This is a genomic window from Microbulbifer variabilis (assembly GCF_052467165.1).
On the sequence record NZ_CP174301.1, the window covers coordinates 1,584,625 to 1,600,040 of the forward strand.

At 45.8% G+C, this 15,416-nt stretch carries 11 protein-coding genes; 3 read left to right on the plus strand and 8 right to left on the minus strand.

Annotated elements, in window-relative coordinates; genetic code table 11:
* Nucleotides 1-60: 60 nt before the first annotated feature.
* Nucleotides 61-1,212, plus strand: a complete 1,152-nt coding sequence (locus ACJJIP_RS07060; RefSeq protein ID WP_444946515.1) for a methyltransferase — start codon at nucleotides 61-63, stop codon at nucleotides 1,210-1,212.
* Between the two features lie 133 nt (nucleotides 1,213-1,345).
* On the opposite strand, the gene ACJJIP_RS07065 is transcribed toward ACJJIP_RS07060, so the two are convergent.
* The 5 genes from ACJJIP_RS07065 to ACJJIP_RS07085 all read right to left on the minus strand — a co-directional run bounded on the left by ACJJIP_RS07065 (nucleotide 1,346) and on the right by ACJJIP_RS07085 (nucleotide 7,528).
* Nucleotides 1,346-2,743, minus strand: coding sequence for an amidase family protein (locus ACJJIP_RS07065; RefSeq protein WP_444946516.1), 1,398 nt, complete (start codon nucleotides 2,741-2,743; stop codon nucleotides 1,346-1,348).
* 203 nt (nucleotides 2,744-2,946) lie between these two features.
* Complete coding sequence (locus ACJJIP_RS07070; RefSeq protein WP_444946517.1) at nucleotides 2,947-3,450, minus strand: TlpA family protein disulfide reductase; 504 nt, start codon at nucleotides 3,448-3,450, stop codon at nucleotides 2,947-2,949.
* Nucleotides 3,450-5,558, minus strand: coding sequence for a TonB-dependent receptor plug domain-containing protein (locus ACJJIP_RS07075; RefSeq protein ID WP_444946518.1), 2,109 nt, complete (start codon nucleotides 5,556-5,558; stop codon nucleotides 3,450-3,452). Before ACJJIP_RS07075 ends, ACJJIP_RS07070 begins: the two co-directional genes overlap by 1 nt.
* Before the next feature lie 422 nt (nucleotides 5,559-5,980).
* A complete protein-coding gene (locus ACJJIP_RS07080) occupies nucleotides 5,981-6,580 on the minus strand; it encodes a DUF4360 domain-containing protein (protein ID WP_020413227.1) in 600 nt (199 codons plus the stop codon).
* 441 nt (nucleotides 6,581-7,021) lie between these two features.
* Nucleotides 7,022-7,528, minus strand: coding sequence for an ester cyclase (locus tag ACJJIP_RS07085; RefSeq protein WP_282953085.1), 507 nt, complete (start codon nucleotides 7,526-7,528; stop codon nucleotides 7,022-7,024).
* Between the two features lie 220 nt (nucleotides 7,529-7,748).
* On the opposite strand from ACJJIP_RS07085, the gene ACJJIP_RS07090 reads away from it, so the two are divergent.
* Nucleotides 7,749-9,035, plus strand: a complete 1,287-nt coding sequence (locus ACJJIP_RS07090; RefSeq protein WP_444946519.1) for a hypothetical protein — start codon at nucleotides 7,749-7,751, stop codon at nucleotides 9,033-9,035.
* A gap of 202 nt (nucleotides 9,036-9,237) precedes the next feature.
* On the opposite strand, the gene ACJJIP_RS07095 is transcribed toward ACJJIP_RS07090, so the two are convergent.
* Nucleotides 9,238-10,740, minus strand: coding sequence for a lytic polysaccharide monooxygenase (locus ACJJIP_RS07095; protein ID WP_282953088.1), 1,503 nt, complete (start codon nucleotides 10,738-10,740; stop codon nucleotides 9,238-9,240).
* 1,149 nt (nucleotides 10,741-11,889) lie between these two features.
* Between ACJJIP_RS07095 and ACJJIP_RS07100 the strand changes: the two genes are divergently transcribed.
* Nucleotides 11,890-12,879 carry a right-handed parallel beta-helix repeat-containing protein gene (locus ACJJIP_RS07100; RefSeq protein ID WP_444946520.1) on the plus strand — a complete coding sequence of 330 codons (990 nt, stop codon included), beginning with the start codon at nucleotides 11,890-11,892 and terminating at the stop codon, nucleotides 12,877-12,879.
* An 87-nt stretch (nucleotides 12,880-12,966) separates the two neighbouring features.
* Here ACJJIP_RS07100 and ahpF read toward each other — a convergent pair whose 3' ends face one another.
* Nucleotides 12,967-14,517, minus strand: coding sequence for an alkyl hydroperoxide reductase subunit F (ahpF, locus tag ACJJIP_RS07105; RefSeq protein WP_353376709.1), 1,551 nt, complete (start codon nucleotides 14,515-14,517; stop codon nucleotides 12,967-12,969).
* Between the two features lie 75 nt (nucleotides 14,518-14,592).
* The gene (ahpC, locus tag ACJJIP_RS07110; protein ID WP_020413221.1) at nucleotides 14,593-15,159 is read right to left on the minus strand and encodes an alkyl hydroperoxide reductase subunit C; all 567 of its coding nucleotides are present in this window, start codon (nucleotides 15,157-15,159) and stop codon (nucleotides 14,593-14,595) included.
* Between the last annotated feature and the right edge of the window lie 257 nt (nucleotides 15,160-15,416).

Here is a 15,416-nt window from a genome sequence, read left to right on the forward strand (position 1 = left end):
TCACAGAGATGTTTCTTTTAATGGCTATTTTTATCGGATATTTGTTTCTGAGGAGTTCTTATGCCCAGGTCTATGCAAAAGAATAGGGTTTCTAACTGGATCTTTCAGAGGGTTTCCAATGCGGTTTACAGTTTATGTAATATTCCAAACCGCCTGATCCCGCCTCCCTTTCGTTTGATGCAAATAGGATCTTTATTTTGGCAATCTCGTTGTTTATACGCTGCTGCCTGCCTCAATGTTGCTGATCATATTGAAGATAAAGCCATTTCAATAGAGAAGTTGGCGGATGCTTGCGATGCTGACAAACAATACCTCTATCGATTGATGAGAATGCTCTGTGCAATGGGGGTTTTTAAAGAAGGGGAATCGAAATATTTCTCCCATAATAGAAATTCAAGGGCGCTTCGTACCAACGCTGACAACAGCGTAAAGAGTATGATCCTGATGCATAATTCACCTGAATTCAGTAGGCCATGGTTTACCAATTTTGAGGGGCATATCAAGGAGGGCAGTGTACCTTTTGAAGGTGTGTATGAGCGGGAGATGTTTGATTATATGAATGATCACCCGAAGGTTAGTGATCTATTTTCCGATGCAATGGATACTGTTGATCACCTTACCGGTTTACAATATTTGCAAGACTTTAACTGGGCGAATTTTGGTCGAATTATTGATTTGGGCGGCGCAAAGGGTAGTAAAAGTGCGAGTATCCTTTCTTCGTACAAACACTTAACGGCAGTTATTGTTGATAGGAGCAATGTAGAATCGACTGCGCGAGAGTATTGGCATACTCACCTGAATGATGTTGTCAGGAAACAATTAGACTTTTATCCTGCTGATATCCTAAATGACCCACTTCCAAATGCAGTAAGTGATAAGGACATCTATTTGTGTGTGGCTATTTTTCACTTGCTGAATGATACCAGGGCTAAAGAGCTTTTGAAGAATATTCACCGGGCGATGGGTGAACACAATGCGACTTTAGCTATTGTTGATGCTGTACTGCCAGAGAAAGGGACAGATCTCAATTTAGCGGCAATGGATATGCAGATGCTGATGGGAACACGAGGGCGTGAACGAACGGTCAGTGAGTGGAATAAGTTGTTTGTTCAGAGTCCTTTCTACTTGGCTGAGACTGTCAGTGTGCGGTCTTTTGCTAAGGTGATGGTTTTAAAGAAAAGAGAGGAGTTAAAGCGAGCTGTCAGTAATTAAAGTGAGCTATCAATAATTGAGACATCTCTAATGTGGCCCCTATTCGACAGCAGGTATGTACCAATTGCCTGTAGAGATTTATAAAGAGATTTATAAAGACTAAGTATTAATAGGCTAGGTGGGGCCTGAAATTTCACTTCAGGCCATTCGATACCAGTGGTGGTATCTGAAGCTCAATTTCCTTCGCTATGGCGAGAAGTGTTAAGTCTGCGCCGGGCACTCCATCCAGTTCCAGACCTACCGGTAAGCCATTATTGCCTCGCCCAATAGGAATGCTTATTCCGGGAGCACCGGTGACTGCTGCTGTGGCATTGTTGTGTATGAGTGTATCCAGAGTCGGAAGCATTTTACCGTTTAGTTCCAGTTGGTTAGATGACGTGCTAATGGGTTGAGCCTCGATCGGTGCTGTTGGGAATACAATCACGTCTAGTTGGTGCTGCTGGATGATTTTCAGGTAGCTGTCGCGTACTCCAGGCATTCTCTTTAAAGCGGTCTGATAGTCGGCATTTGATGGTGCCTTGGGGCCCGTTACTGACTCCTGATAGACAGCCTTTACATCTTTACTTTTGATCATTGCAACCAACTCAGCCAGTTGGGTATTAGGCTGGTAGTTCGCCAGGAATTGGGTCATAGCGGTTTTCATTTGATGAAATCCGATAGGAAACCCAACATCAAGGACTGCGCTCACTAACGAGGATAAATCGATTTCTATTAAGGTGGCTCCCGCGGAGCTAAGGGAATGTAACGCAGCTTTAAAAGCTTGGTATACACCTGGTGAGAGATTATCAAATAGCGGGTGGGCAAGCCCCAGGCGCAGCTGATTGAGTGGCTTTGCCTGGGATGGGGCAGACCCGGTTAATATTTCAAACAGATAGGCGGTATCCTCTACGTTGGCAGCCATGGGGCCTGGGGTATCAAACGCTGGCACAGAGGGCACTATTCCCTCGGTGCTCAGGCAGCCAGTGGATGGCCGAAAGCCCACAATTCCTGTGAGGGCTGCTGGCAGCCTGATTGAACCGGCGGTATCCGTGCCCAGGCCTGTAGATACGATCCCGGCGGCAATGGCTGCTGCTGTTCCCCCGGATGAACCACCTGGAAAGCAGCATTTGTCCCAAGGATTCCTGACGGCGCCATAGGCGGCGTTATTAGAGGTTACGCCGAAGGCGAGTTCGTGCAAATTGGTTTTTCCAATGACGATAGCTCCGGCCTTCTCTAGATTCTCAATTATTGGGGCAGAAGCCTTGGCCTGGAAGTTCATACCAGGCGTGCCGGCAGTCGTTTGCATACCTCTCACATTCATATTGTCTTTGACGACGATGGGAGTACCAGCAAGAGGTCTGTAATTGCTGCCTTCTTTCAGCTCGTTATCAATGCGCTGTGCTTTCTGTAATGCGCCTTGCCTATCCAGGCAGATAAAAGCATCCAGCTCTGAGTGGGCAACCGCATTATCGCAGGCTTCTTCAATTAAGGATGTCGCTGTGATCTTTCTTTTACGGACCATCTCAGAAAGCTGGCGTAGAGATGTTGTCATGGTTTGGCTTACTGGCGGCTACTAGTTAACCTGGATATTAGAGTATTCACGGTGGAGTATTAGCGTAAGCATCATTTTCACTGGAAATATTTCTTCTCTCGAAAATCAGCGCCGCGCATCTAGTTGGGCAGTTAATGGAAAAAGCTCGATTGTTTTTCTATCTACCCCTGTGCTTTACCAAGGACAAAATTAAATCATTCAATTTATGACGTTTTTTGAGAAGTATTACCACAGGTAAAACCAAAGCTTTGTTCCAGGATTGGCTGCAGTTGCTCATCAGGAATATAACCCCTGAGCCAGCGCAGTGGCTTGCCATTGGGTGCTATTAGAAAACTGAAGGGGGTGCCGGGAGTTTCACCCAGCACTTGCTGGAGTTTTCGATTCGCCTGGAACATGGGAAATTCCGGGCGCAATTTTCGATACTCAGCCAATAGTGCTTTGCGCGATCCGTTGATACCCAGGGCAAGTGGCTGAAACTGTTGCGAACACTTGTGTGTAAGCCGGTTGAGTGCTCGAACCTGACGAAAGCACCAGGGGCAGTCGGGTTCTACCAGTACCATCAGGCTTGGCTTGTCTTTGAAGTGCTGCAAGTTGATACGCTCAGGCCCGGCAAGGCTGCGCAATTCAAAATCGAATAGGGAAGTGGGAACTTCAGTCGCGCCAGTTGGCGCGAACAGAAGTGTGAAGAGTAAGAGCCAGGCTCGCATTACAGGTTCCAGTCGAAGCCCAGGTAGAATTCACGGCCGCGCAGGGGACCATAGATATAGGCTACGTCATAGGCACCACTGGCATCCCAGAACAGAGGGGTTTCCCCTTCCTCGACCTGCGTGTAATCCGTGAGATTGTTGCCGCCCAGGTACAGACTGAGGTTTTCACTCACATCAAAGGTCAATTTCATATCCAGTGTCCAATAGGCGTCTGCGTTTGTGCTCTTAAGTGTGGAATCGCCCAGCTGGTTAAAGCCTTCGTAGCCAAATTCAGCCAGGTCACGAGATCCGATCCAGGTGGCGCTAGCGTATAGCATCCAGTAATCGGCTTTGTAATCCAGATTGAATAGCGCACGTTGCTCCACTGGGGCAATGGCAAAGGATTCCCGGAAAACATCGTCGTAATCGTAGGTCTCCAGAGTGCCGCCAATAGATAGATTGTCGTTCAGCGCATAATTGAGAGTAATGTCGGCAGCGCCTACAGAGGCACTTTCCTGCATTTGGGTAAGCAGCGGTACCCCGTCCTCGGTTTCACTTAATGCCGCGAGGTTGTCTACTTCGGTAAATGCCAATGACAGGGTACTGTTAAGGCGCTCTCCTTCGAAGCTCAGCGCATAAGTTGCAGATAGAGACTTCTCCAGACTTTCAATGTCGATGGCAAAGCCATCTCCGGCATCCAGGATGCCGTGATCCGTTTCGAAAAAGGATAGGGGGGCTCGGTAGCCTCGCCCCAGCGCTACGCGAGAGGTCCATTGATCGTCGTGCAGGTAGCGCAGGTCTATACGCGGGGCCACCACAGTTTCATCGATCTCAGTACCGGGTTTTTGCTCGGCGACGAAATCGGCTTTGGCATTATCCAGGCGTATGGCTAGTGCCAACTCAAGATCTGGTGAGACTGTCCAGGTATCCTGCAGGTAAAGGCCGGTAGTTTGGTAGTCGAAACTATCTTCGATGTAGTTGTCGCTTTCCGCCCCTGCAGCAGAGTCGGAGCGCATGGATTCATCGCGAAGGTCGACACCAAACGTCAGCATATGCTGGTCGTTCAGGATCAGGTTGTTGCGCAGGTCGAAGTAATTGAGCGTGTCGGTAGCGCTGTAGTCGAACCCCTCGTAAAAGGAGTCCTGTTTATGCTCAGACCAGGCAACTGTCAGCAAAGTGTTATAGGACTCGTTAAATTCGTGTAGCCAGCTGCCGGAAATTTCACTGCGGGTGGTGGCTATCCATTCGGTGGTTTCCCAAGGTTTACCGATATATTGCTGTCGCACATCGTCGTCGACAAATAAGTGGTCAGACTCCACACCATCGTAACCGTGCAAGACTGAGCCAATGCTGTCTCCCTGGGGGCCACCAAAAATATTGGAGTCGGTGTAGGCCGTGCGAAGGATCAGGTTGTCCCTTTCGCCCAGGTCTTGCGAGAGACGCACCACGTAACTGGTATTTTCCTGTAACGGTGCTTCGCTGACGCCGTTATCATCGTTGTCCATCTGGTGATGTTTGTCATCCTGGATGACCAGCGATGTACGGGTACGTTCATCATCGCTTAGATAGCCTGCCATCAAACCAAGAAAATAACTGTCGTTGTCCTCCATGGAGGCATTTATGTTGACGCCAGTTTCTTCTATCTCCTTGGAAATCACATTGATGGTTCCGCCGATTGCTTCGGGTGCCAGCAGTGATGCGCCAGCACCGCGGGCCACTTCGATACGTGAGATGCCGGTGGTGGCCAGTGCATCTACCGCGTAGTAGCCAGCCATCATCGTGTGTAAGGGAACGCCGTCGGTGAGGATGGTGGAGTGCTCCCCGCGCATACCATTCAGCATTACCCGCTTAACCCCGCACATAGAACACTCATTGGAAACCCGTACACCGGGGGATTTCTCAATGGCATCCGTCAGGTTTACCGCTTGTTGGGACTTGATCAGGCTCTCGTCTACGACTTCGGTCTTCTGTATGGCGTCCAAAAGGGCGCCGCGTTCATACAGTCGTTGGCGGACACCTATCACTAGGGTCTCCTCCATTACAGCGTTTTGTCCGGAAGGCGCGTCATTGGCAAAGGAGGCAGGGATTGCGGAGGAGAGGGTGATGGCAATCAAGCTTTTGCGAAACATGGGTTGATTTCCCAGAAGTGAACTTTTCTCATATGGTAATGATTCGTATTTGCAAATCAAGTGGGCAATGGTGGTAGTTTTGGTGTCTTGGGGATTGGAGCGGGCGGAGTATGATTAGAGCCGGGCAGGTAGCCTGTTATTCAATGATTAAAAGTGACCGAAATTTAGGGTGAGGCCGCTTACATAAATTCAGGTCTGCCTAGCCGGGATGGCTGAGCCTCTATTGAAGGGAAAAAGTATATAGCGATTACCTATCTTTCTGGCTTTGCTGAGCTGAGTCACTCCGTATGTCTGAATGATTAATCTTTAATTAATTGCTGATATTAATATTGCCAATCTGGTTAAAGAGGCCGTTTTTATTATTAAAATTTTTTGTACTCCCCACCTTACAAAGGGTGGGGAGTGACAACAGTTGCCCTTAATTACTCATCGCAAGGAACAATTTGTATATTCAAAAGCAACTGTGCTCCAACATCGGCAGAGCGTAAAGAAAATAAACTGTCAGCGCCGATTACTGTTGCAACGGTATCTGCTCTCGCAATAAGGGCCTCCCCATCGCACCCGGAATAGTAGGCAAATGGTGGGCGATCATTGAGGACAAAGTTCTCAAACCCAGAGCTATTCCAGTTATTGTCATGGCTTGGACCTTGGCTGCCAGAGAAAAAGTACTCTCGGTGGAAGTTGATATGTGATCCATCGGCAGAAAATACCGTGCCTCGCCAATCAATATCCAGTATTCCTACTGAAAATCCAGGTTCCACGCTTAAAGGCACTGCCAAGTTACAGTCAGAGCTGGCAATTGGGGTTACAGAGTTTGTAACTGCGCTGTACTTACTAAATAGAATAGCGATATTTTCGTTGTTATCTGTCGCCGTGGCTGTTACAGATCCTACGGGACAGCCGGTACCGTTAACAGCGATTTCTCCAATTTCAATTTGCTGCCCATCAATGAGCAATGTTTTTGCCAGAATTGGACCAGAAAAAACTGAACAAAGTGCGAGTGCTAGAAGTTTTTTAAACATTGATACTCTCCATTCCGTGAAAAGTTAAGAGGCCTGATCTTTATAAATCCTGTATGTGACATCTCGATTAATTGTTCTGTTTATGAGGCTCCTTCTAGATTATTTGCCTCACACTGTAAAATTAAGATTTTTAATGTCAATTAATTGCAGGTGTAATTATTGGTGGTGGTTTAAGTTTGATTATATTTGTGGGCGGGGTCACGAATAGATTCAATGATAGTTAATTAGTGTGATAGATCAGTGAGAGAGATTGATCTGAGGTTAGTTGAAAGCTACTAGAGGAAGCCTTGGTAGTGTGCGCGAGTTAGTGGTTCGTCATTTCTGTAACAGTAATATTTTTATAGAATAATTTTTAAAGTAGTTTTTATAAATGGAAGGCCCTGGCGTAGGATTACCAGGGCTCGATGAGTGATCACATAATATTGATAGACTGAATGGACATCATTTTAAGATACCAATTTGTTTCAAAAAGTCATATTTATCCCAAGTGACCCAGGTTTCAACAATTTTTCCGTTTTCTATCTTGACAAACTCCACGCAGTCCCAGGTGATAGTTTTATTTGTTGGTGTTTCTCCCATAAAAGACCCAACATGCTTGGCGCTAACCGTAACATGAGTGGCTACCATATTTCCCTCAGCTACCTGCATACTATTGAGTACTTTCAAGTCCTTAAATGCGGCACGAAACTTTGTAACTTCAGCTTCAAATTCCTTTAGATTACGCTTTTGCTTTCCAAGATCTGGGCTAACTGCAGAGTCAAGATTATTCACATAGTTAGGTGCGAATATTGTTGACGGATCAATTTTTGAGTCACTTTTCCAAAAGTCAATAGCTTTTAGCGCAATTTTCTTATTTTCTTGAAGATTATCGGATTGTGCAATTACACTGGTGGCACCAGTGAGGCCAAGAAATATCGCCAAAGCCACTGGAAATAAGAGTTTAGGCATAAAATCCTCCCAACAATTGAACAAGTAATTCGATACTAAGTATGAGTGCTAGCGTAAATTGCGCCATCTAAATTGCACTCTGTCTGAGGAGATCTTGACGATCTGGAACTGGTTTCGGCCTTTATATGGAATTATTCTGAATAACAGTGAGTAGATGATTAAGCGGGTGACTGTCTAGAGCAACGGTATATCAGTATTCTTAATACTTGGCGTGTTTTTTATGAGCTTAGAGCCATTCTCGAGGGAGCTTGGCCCCCAAGAAGCACTATTTGTCGAGATGACCAGGCTGTCTCACGGCGGTTTGCAGTTTGTGTCTTTTATAAGGGTTTGCGAACCCTTAAAGGTAGGCCCTCTACGTGAGGGATTGGCTTACCTTCATAAACGCCATCCACTTCTACGTGCTCGTGTGAAAAGGGGGGAGCGACTGCGCTGGATTTGTGATGTTGACTTTAAAGACATCCCTCTGGAGGTATGCCACCTAAAGAGCGACTTAAACCTTGAAGAAGCGTTTAAGACCCATGCGCTGAACTGTCTGGATAGTGAAAAATATGTATACAGTTTGAGGTTGTACCTTAATAAAGAGGGACTGGTCGAGTGGGTCTCTATGATCAATATTCATGCAGTACTCGATGGCAGGTCAATAATGACACTGTTCTCAGATTTAGATAGATTTCTTCGCTCTAACACAAACCTTGAACAAGTTGAATCTCTGCCCCTACAGGAAAGCATAGCGAGCCAATTGGAAGCTTCTGGATATTTTGGAGAGGAAGAGCTTGAACATAAAAGCAAAGGAGATTTTAGCTGGGCAGTAGAGAAAGAAGCCGCTCCCTCTGAACGCAAGGCCTGTGCCATCTCATATCTCATGCCGCCGGAAAAGATTGATTTGTTGGCCCAGCTGGCTAAAAAAAACAAGGTAAAACTTACTGCGGTTTACTGCGCCATAGCATCAATTGCTGCAAGAGCTATACCTGGTTACAAAAAATTAACAGAAGTTATTCTGGCTATGGATGCACGAGGATTGTGCAGTCCTAATATACCTTTCGATCATATCGGCTCATTTTCAGAAACTACCAGTTTGGCTCTTCCTCCCAATGTTGTCTCAGCTGATATTATCGATGTTGCCGGAAGTTTGAATGAGCAGATTGACGCTGTGCTACTCAAGCAGAGACCGATGACAAAAAACCTAAGTTCTGATTACAACATGGAAGACATAACCCGTATGGCTGCTGAAGTTACAGCGCAACAAAGCTCTTTCCCGGCAGGCATAATTGTTTCAAACGTGGGGAATATGCGCTTTTTAGCAGATGAAATACGATATTTTGAAATACAGAAGCCAATGATTACATTAACTAATGGCATAAATCCGCTAATGGTAGTCAATTATACGACCTACCGAAACTCGGTTTTTATTTTTGGTTATTGTGAACCTTTGATAAGTAAGGAAAGTATCTCTAAGTATATCGATGAGTATATGGATATTGTTAATGAGTTAATCTCAGGTGTTTGATCTTCAATCAGCTAGGGCAGGGCATCTAGAAAAAACTGATCTGGCTGTATTTTGGCTACTTTTCTAGAGATTTTTAGGAGTAGGAGCGCCTAGAAATTTCCAATACCGTCACTAAGTTGCAACTTAGAAAGGGTTAAGGGGGCTTGTGTCAATTGTCACAAGCCCCCTAGGTTAATAAAGTAAAAGTTACTTGTTGGGTGGCTTAGCGCCACACTCCCCATTGCCCGGTTGTGCCAGGTTCTTCACCCCTGGTCCACCATCCAGCAGTCCATGTTTGGCCATTGTGGCTTACCTGATCACCTGCGGTGTAGATTTGGTTGCTATCCCAAGCTTGAATATTGGGATCAGTAGGATCAGTAGGATCAGTAGGATCAGTAGGATCAGTAGGAGATGATGGTTCAACTACAAAGGAGTAGACCTCGTCATCCGTAGTAGAGTTACTGCTTACCGTTAATTTGAAGCTCAACTCATGATGTTCATTGGTTAAGCTTGACGTATCAATTACCAGTGCACCACTAGGTCCGGTCGCTGTTTCAACAGGGCTTCCACTTACTTGTGACCACGCGGTATCAGTGATATCTCCTGTGCTTTCCCCCGGTGAGAGTACCAGTAAATCTCCGTGCTCCACCTTTGCTATGTCGAGAGGTTTTAAAACCTTGGGCGTGATAGCGGCTATTAACTCGCTTCCATTACTCGTGATAGTGAACTCTCCGGAAGCGCGAGAATCTTTGGAGTTGAAATAGTTTCCATGTAAATCACCCTGGAAATACATGTAGTGGTTCATCTCCTCATGCCAGCGGCCGATAAAGACATTTCCATTGTGATTTGATTGATACCAGCCGGTAACCTGAGAGGCGAGCAGTCTATCCCAATCATTTTTATTGTCTTCGGTAATTGCCAGTGAAAATGATGAATGTTCCTCACCATTTTTATTGAATACCTTGTAATTGACGGTGTCACCTACATCTACCGAATCGATATTAATGTCTTCTGGAATAAAGGTGTTACCCTGGATGAGGTATGGTTCCGTAGTACCGGGATCAGGTTCGGTAGGCGGCTCAACATCACCATTTACAATGGTGATATCACTACAGTTGTAGAAGCCTTCACCCGCTGCATCTTCTCGCTGCCAGCGTACAAATAAAATTGCATTACCCACTCTATCTTCTGGAATAGTAACATTCATGCGATATTGACTATTCACAACAGGCACATTTCCCACCTCCTGGATAAGCTCCAGGTCATCCCAAGCAAGGGGTTGCGAAAGATCAGCGTTTGGTTTTGTTAGGAAAAATTGCCAGAAAGATGGGTTGTGTGGTGCTGTTGCGTGAAATACGTACTCGAAGGTTCCCGCACTGACTTCAACCCGGGTCCAGGCTTCAGTTGCTGCACCCATGCCCTTTTTCTGGGGGTCATTGGCATAACATAGAGTCCCATCAGGAATGGCATTTTTTACGGCTGTAAAATTATTGTAGTCAGGGATGTTGATAGAAAATTCATTGTGCTGCTGGAAAGGATAAGATCCAGAAATAGTTTTTGCCAGTGCGCAAGCGGGGTTAGGTGGTGTTCCAGACCAGATGTTTCCCTGGTCATAGCAAATTTTTTGCCTGGCCTTTGGGTATTCAGACCAGCCATGAGCTTGAACCTGCATACTGAAAGGCATTAGTAGCATTGTTGCAATGGCACATTTAGTTCTTAGTAGCATGAAATTACTCCAGGTTTCTATATCTTTCTTAGGCCCGTTTTTCTTAGATGAATAAAATTATTCACGGTTATGGTTGAACTGTTAGCAAGAAAATCTTGCTGTTTGAGCGGCTCCGTTAAAAGGGGTTAATTCGGCCTGTTTGGCATTTTAAAAATAATTTCTTAGCATAAACTGTGAAGCAAGTTGGCTTTTCTTTGCCTTGGAATCTTTTTTACTGTTTCATAGATTTGTAGAAAAAAATTCTTGGATAAATTTATGAACTCGTTCACTTACACTAATTGAACTGACCCTCAGCTAGGGTGAGGGTTCCCTTTGATAGATTAATTTTCAGTTTTTCTGTCCGTTTTCTAGAGATGATAGTGAGGATCAACTTCACTTTTAGGCATATCGCGACACCGTTATCCGTCATCAATCAATTGGAGAGGGTAAGGAGGGAGGGAAAAGTTCTGCCGTCTATGGTTAATTTAGATATATGTGCCGAAATATCTATATTCGGGTATGAGCCTCACTTACTGGGGTAATGGAAAACAAAAATATAGATTTATTCGCTTGAAATGAGTTTGCTGGCGTTTCTGGCTGAAGTAAATAGAGATAGGTTTTATAGGGGCCCGTTCTCGCTTTAACTGTGATCTGATGTTTTGATTGACCAGTTTGGTGAAATTCTCTAAGGGTTGTTGGTCTAGATTAAGAAGTCTAATTGAACGGAGTTAATTGTTTAAACGATGTGCTTTATGTTTTACTATCATTCCGTATGGTCCAGATTCGATTTTATATGTTATTCCATCACCATTGAGATCATACCTATTTTATAAGCGGTGAAGTTTTGGCTGTCATAAGATACTCCTTATAAAGTGAAGTCTTCAATTCGTATTTGCTGCGTGATGATGTTTTTTGTGACGTTATAAATTTAGGGTGATCTTCTTGTATTTATCCTGATTTGACGCTTTTTTATTGGACGGGTTTCAGGGCATGTCAAGCATACAGGTCATACATGTAGAAGCAGAATAAAAACACTCGAATTCAGAATAAAAAATATATGTAGGCAATAATCTTCCAGGTGTTTTCAATCTACGCTGCTAGAACCCCCCTATGGGGTTACAGACGGATTTTCTTTGGCGCTGAATGCCTTATATATACAGGGAATTAACTATGAATCTGAAGAGTTTAAATCTGGCAGCGGGTCCTATATTTTCTTCTCTTATGGCGTGTGGGTTTCTTGTGCCACACCAAGCGTTTGCGGTTGAATGCGGTGATAGAATACTTATACCGACATTTCTGACAGAGGAGTTGCATTGCCCTCTAACAGTTGATAGCCCATATGCGCTTACTATCGTTGGGCCTTCTGGGTATTTAAGGATGCTCGGTAAGGGCAAGATAACTTGCGATAATTCTCTAGGTGCTGGAATCGCTGGGGTATTGGTAGAAGGTCTTTCTTCATTTGTAGCTGGCGGTGCAGTTGACGCTTGCCCTACAGGAATCATTTTAGAAGGGGTTGGTTCGCATTCTATTTTGAATACAAAGATTAGTAACTCAACATCGGATGGAGTTGAGGTAATAAGTGATTTTAATTTCATCTCTGGAAGTGAAATAATCGGTTCAGGGCCAGGATCTTCAAGTACAGGAGTGGCAATCACTGAAGGGGGAGAGTACACAACGATTAGCAGTAATTTTATAGATGACAATGGCATAGATGGTATAGCTGTTCGTGGTCAAAATACACTGGTGACGCTAAATGAAATAGTTAACAGTGGTATCAACGGGTTATTGATTAATGCAGAAAATACCACGGTAACCAATAACTTTATCAGTTTTAATTTAGATGATGGTATTGATATAGAGACTGGCTTCAACACAATGTCAGGAAATGTTATCAGGGAGAATGGAGAGGATGGTATTGATGTGGATAATGTCGTAACCGGGAATTTAATCAATAATAATTATGTTATAGATAGTGTTGAGTTGGGGATTGCTATTGAGACAAATGCAGTAGGAAATACGATCAAGGATAATACGGCGCTGGGCAGTGGCATGTTCGACTTAATTGATGTCACAGAAAATGCTTTCTGCACCAATCAGCTGAATACCTGGGAAAATAATACAGCTGATACCTCAAGCCCTGATTGCTTGAAGGGCTTGTAAGTTATTCAGTCAATTGTTGGCCAATGCATAATGCTTTTTTTACTGATTAGGGACCAGCTTTTTGCTGGCCCCTATTAATTACTATCATTACTCAACTGAAGATCGAATTAAGTAATCAAAAGCGCCCAGAGCGGCTGTAGCCCCTGCACCCATTGATATTACAATCTGCTTGTAGGGTACGGTAGTGGCATCACCAGCGGCGTAAACGCCGGGGATAGAGGTTGCTCCGCGCTCGTCGATCACAATCTCACCCATAGGGTTCATCTCTATATCGGTTTCCTTAAGGAATTCCGTGTTCGGTACCAGGCCAATCTGCACAAAGACGCCGGCCAGATCGAGCTTTTTGCTCTCGCCTGACTCTCGGTCAGTGTAGGCAAGGCCGTTGACCCTGTTGCCATCGCCCAATACTTCCGTGGTTTGTGCATTGACAATAATATCGATGTTGTCCATCAGCTGTGCTTTGCGTACCAATACTTCATCTGCACGCAGTTTATCGGCAAATTCTAGTACGGTGACGTGTTCAACGATTCCGGCAAGATCGATGGCTGCTTCGATACCGGAGTTGCCGCCGCCAATAACCGCTACGCGCTTGCCTTTAAAGAATGGGCCATCGCAGTGGGGGCAGTAGGCTACGCCCTTGGTGCGGTATTCTGCTTCTCCAGGAACGCCCAGCTCTCTCCAGCGTGCACCCGTGGCCAGTATTACTGAGCGGCTGGATAGGGTGGCGCCACTTTGTAGTTCAATGTCTACCAGCTCGTTGCGCTGTAAATTTGCTGCGCGCTGGTCGGTAACAATATCTACACCATATTCTTTAACATGCTGCTCCAGGCTGGCTGCGAGCTTGGGGCCCTCGGTGTAAGGTACAGAGATAAAGTTCTCAATACCAACAGTGTCCATCACCTGGCCGCCAAAGCGTTCGGCTACCAGTCCGGTACGAATGCCTTTACGTGCGGCGTAGATGGCTGCCGCTGCGCCCGCCGGCCCGCCGCCAACTACTAGAAGGTCGTAGGGGGCTTTTTCATTCAATTCTCCAGCTTTACGTTCTGCGGAGCCGGTATCCAGTTTGCCGACAATTTCTTCAAGGGACATTCTACCCTGGCCGAAATGTTCGCCGTTTAGGTAGACCGCAGGTACGGCCATGATATTGCGTTGCTCGACTTCCTTCTGGAACAGCCCACCATCGATCATCTCGTGGGTGATGTTCGGATTAAGGGTGGCCATCAGGTTCAGTGCCTGAACAACATCCGGGCAGTTCTGGCATGAGAGGGAAATGTAAGTTTCAAAGTGAAATTCACCTTCCAAGTTACGCACTTGCTCCAACAGCTCGGGATCTAACTTGGAGGGGTGGCCACCAGCTTGTAGTAGCGCCAAAACCAATGATGTAAATTCGTGGCCCAGGGGAATGCCGGCAAAGCTTACACGGGGTTCCTCTCCAGCAGGGGCGATAGCCATGCTTGGTGTGCGCCTGGCCTGGCCCTGTTGTGCGGTAATCTTGCTAGAGAGCCCTGAGATTTCATCTACCAGGGTTTCCAGTTCTTTTGATTTTTCGCTGTTATCAGTGGACACACGAATCTCGATCGGCTTGACGATATTCTGCAGGTAAGTGTCCAGTTGTTTTTTCAGGTTTGCGTCCAACATCGGTGTGTCCTTTCTCTAACTAGTTCAGATTGGTTGTGGCCCACCGGTTGGTGGGCCGGGTCAGAGGTATTTGGTTTAAATTTTTCCTACCAGATCGAGGGAGGGCGCTAAGGTCTCTTCACCTTCCTTCCACTTAGCTGGGCAGACCTCCCCGGGATGAGCGGCGATGTACTGTGCTGCTTTGATCTTGCGCAATAGCTCGCTGGCGTCGCGGCCAATTCCTCCGGCAGTTATCTCGACAATCTGGATACGGCCTTCGGGGTCGATCACAAAGGTGCCGCGGTCAGCGATACCTTCCTCTTCGATCATCACTCCAAAGTTACGAGTGATGGTGCCTGTCGGGTCGCCAATCATGGGGTATTGAATCTTGCCGATAGTGTCGGAAGCGTCGTGCCAGGCCTTGTGAGTGAAATGGGTATCGGTGGATACGGAGTAGATCTCCACTCCCAGTTTCTTGAACTCTTCGTAGTTATCCGCCAGATCGCCCAGTTCGGTGGGGCACACAAAGGTGAAGTCTGCGGGATAGAAGAAGAACACCGCCCACTTGCCCTTTACATCGGCGTCGCTGATATCGAAGAAGTCGCCGTTCTGGTAAGCCTTGGCGTCAAAGGGCTTTAGTTGGGATTCGATGTAACGTGACATGGATAACTCCTTACTCATCACTGTCTTGTCAGTCGTTGTTTGGGGAACGGGATCTATACTATTGAATCGTATTCATTGATAAAAATTATTAATATAAATGTATGTGATAAAAATTTTTAATTTATCTGCATCTTCTGATAGCTGGGGGCTGATAGGTCGAGGTGGGAGGGAGCAGGTGGCTTTCAGGCAATTAAAGCCTGTAGGCGGCAGGGATTGGTGAGGTCAAGTAGTACAGTGCAAAGTTAGTCAAGTAGTTG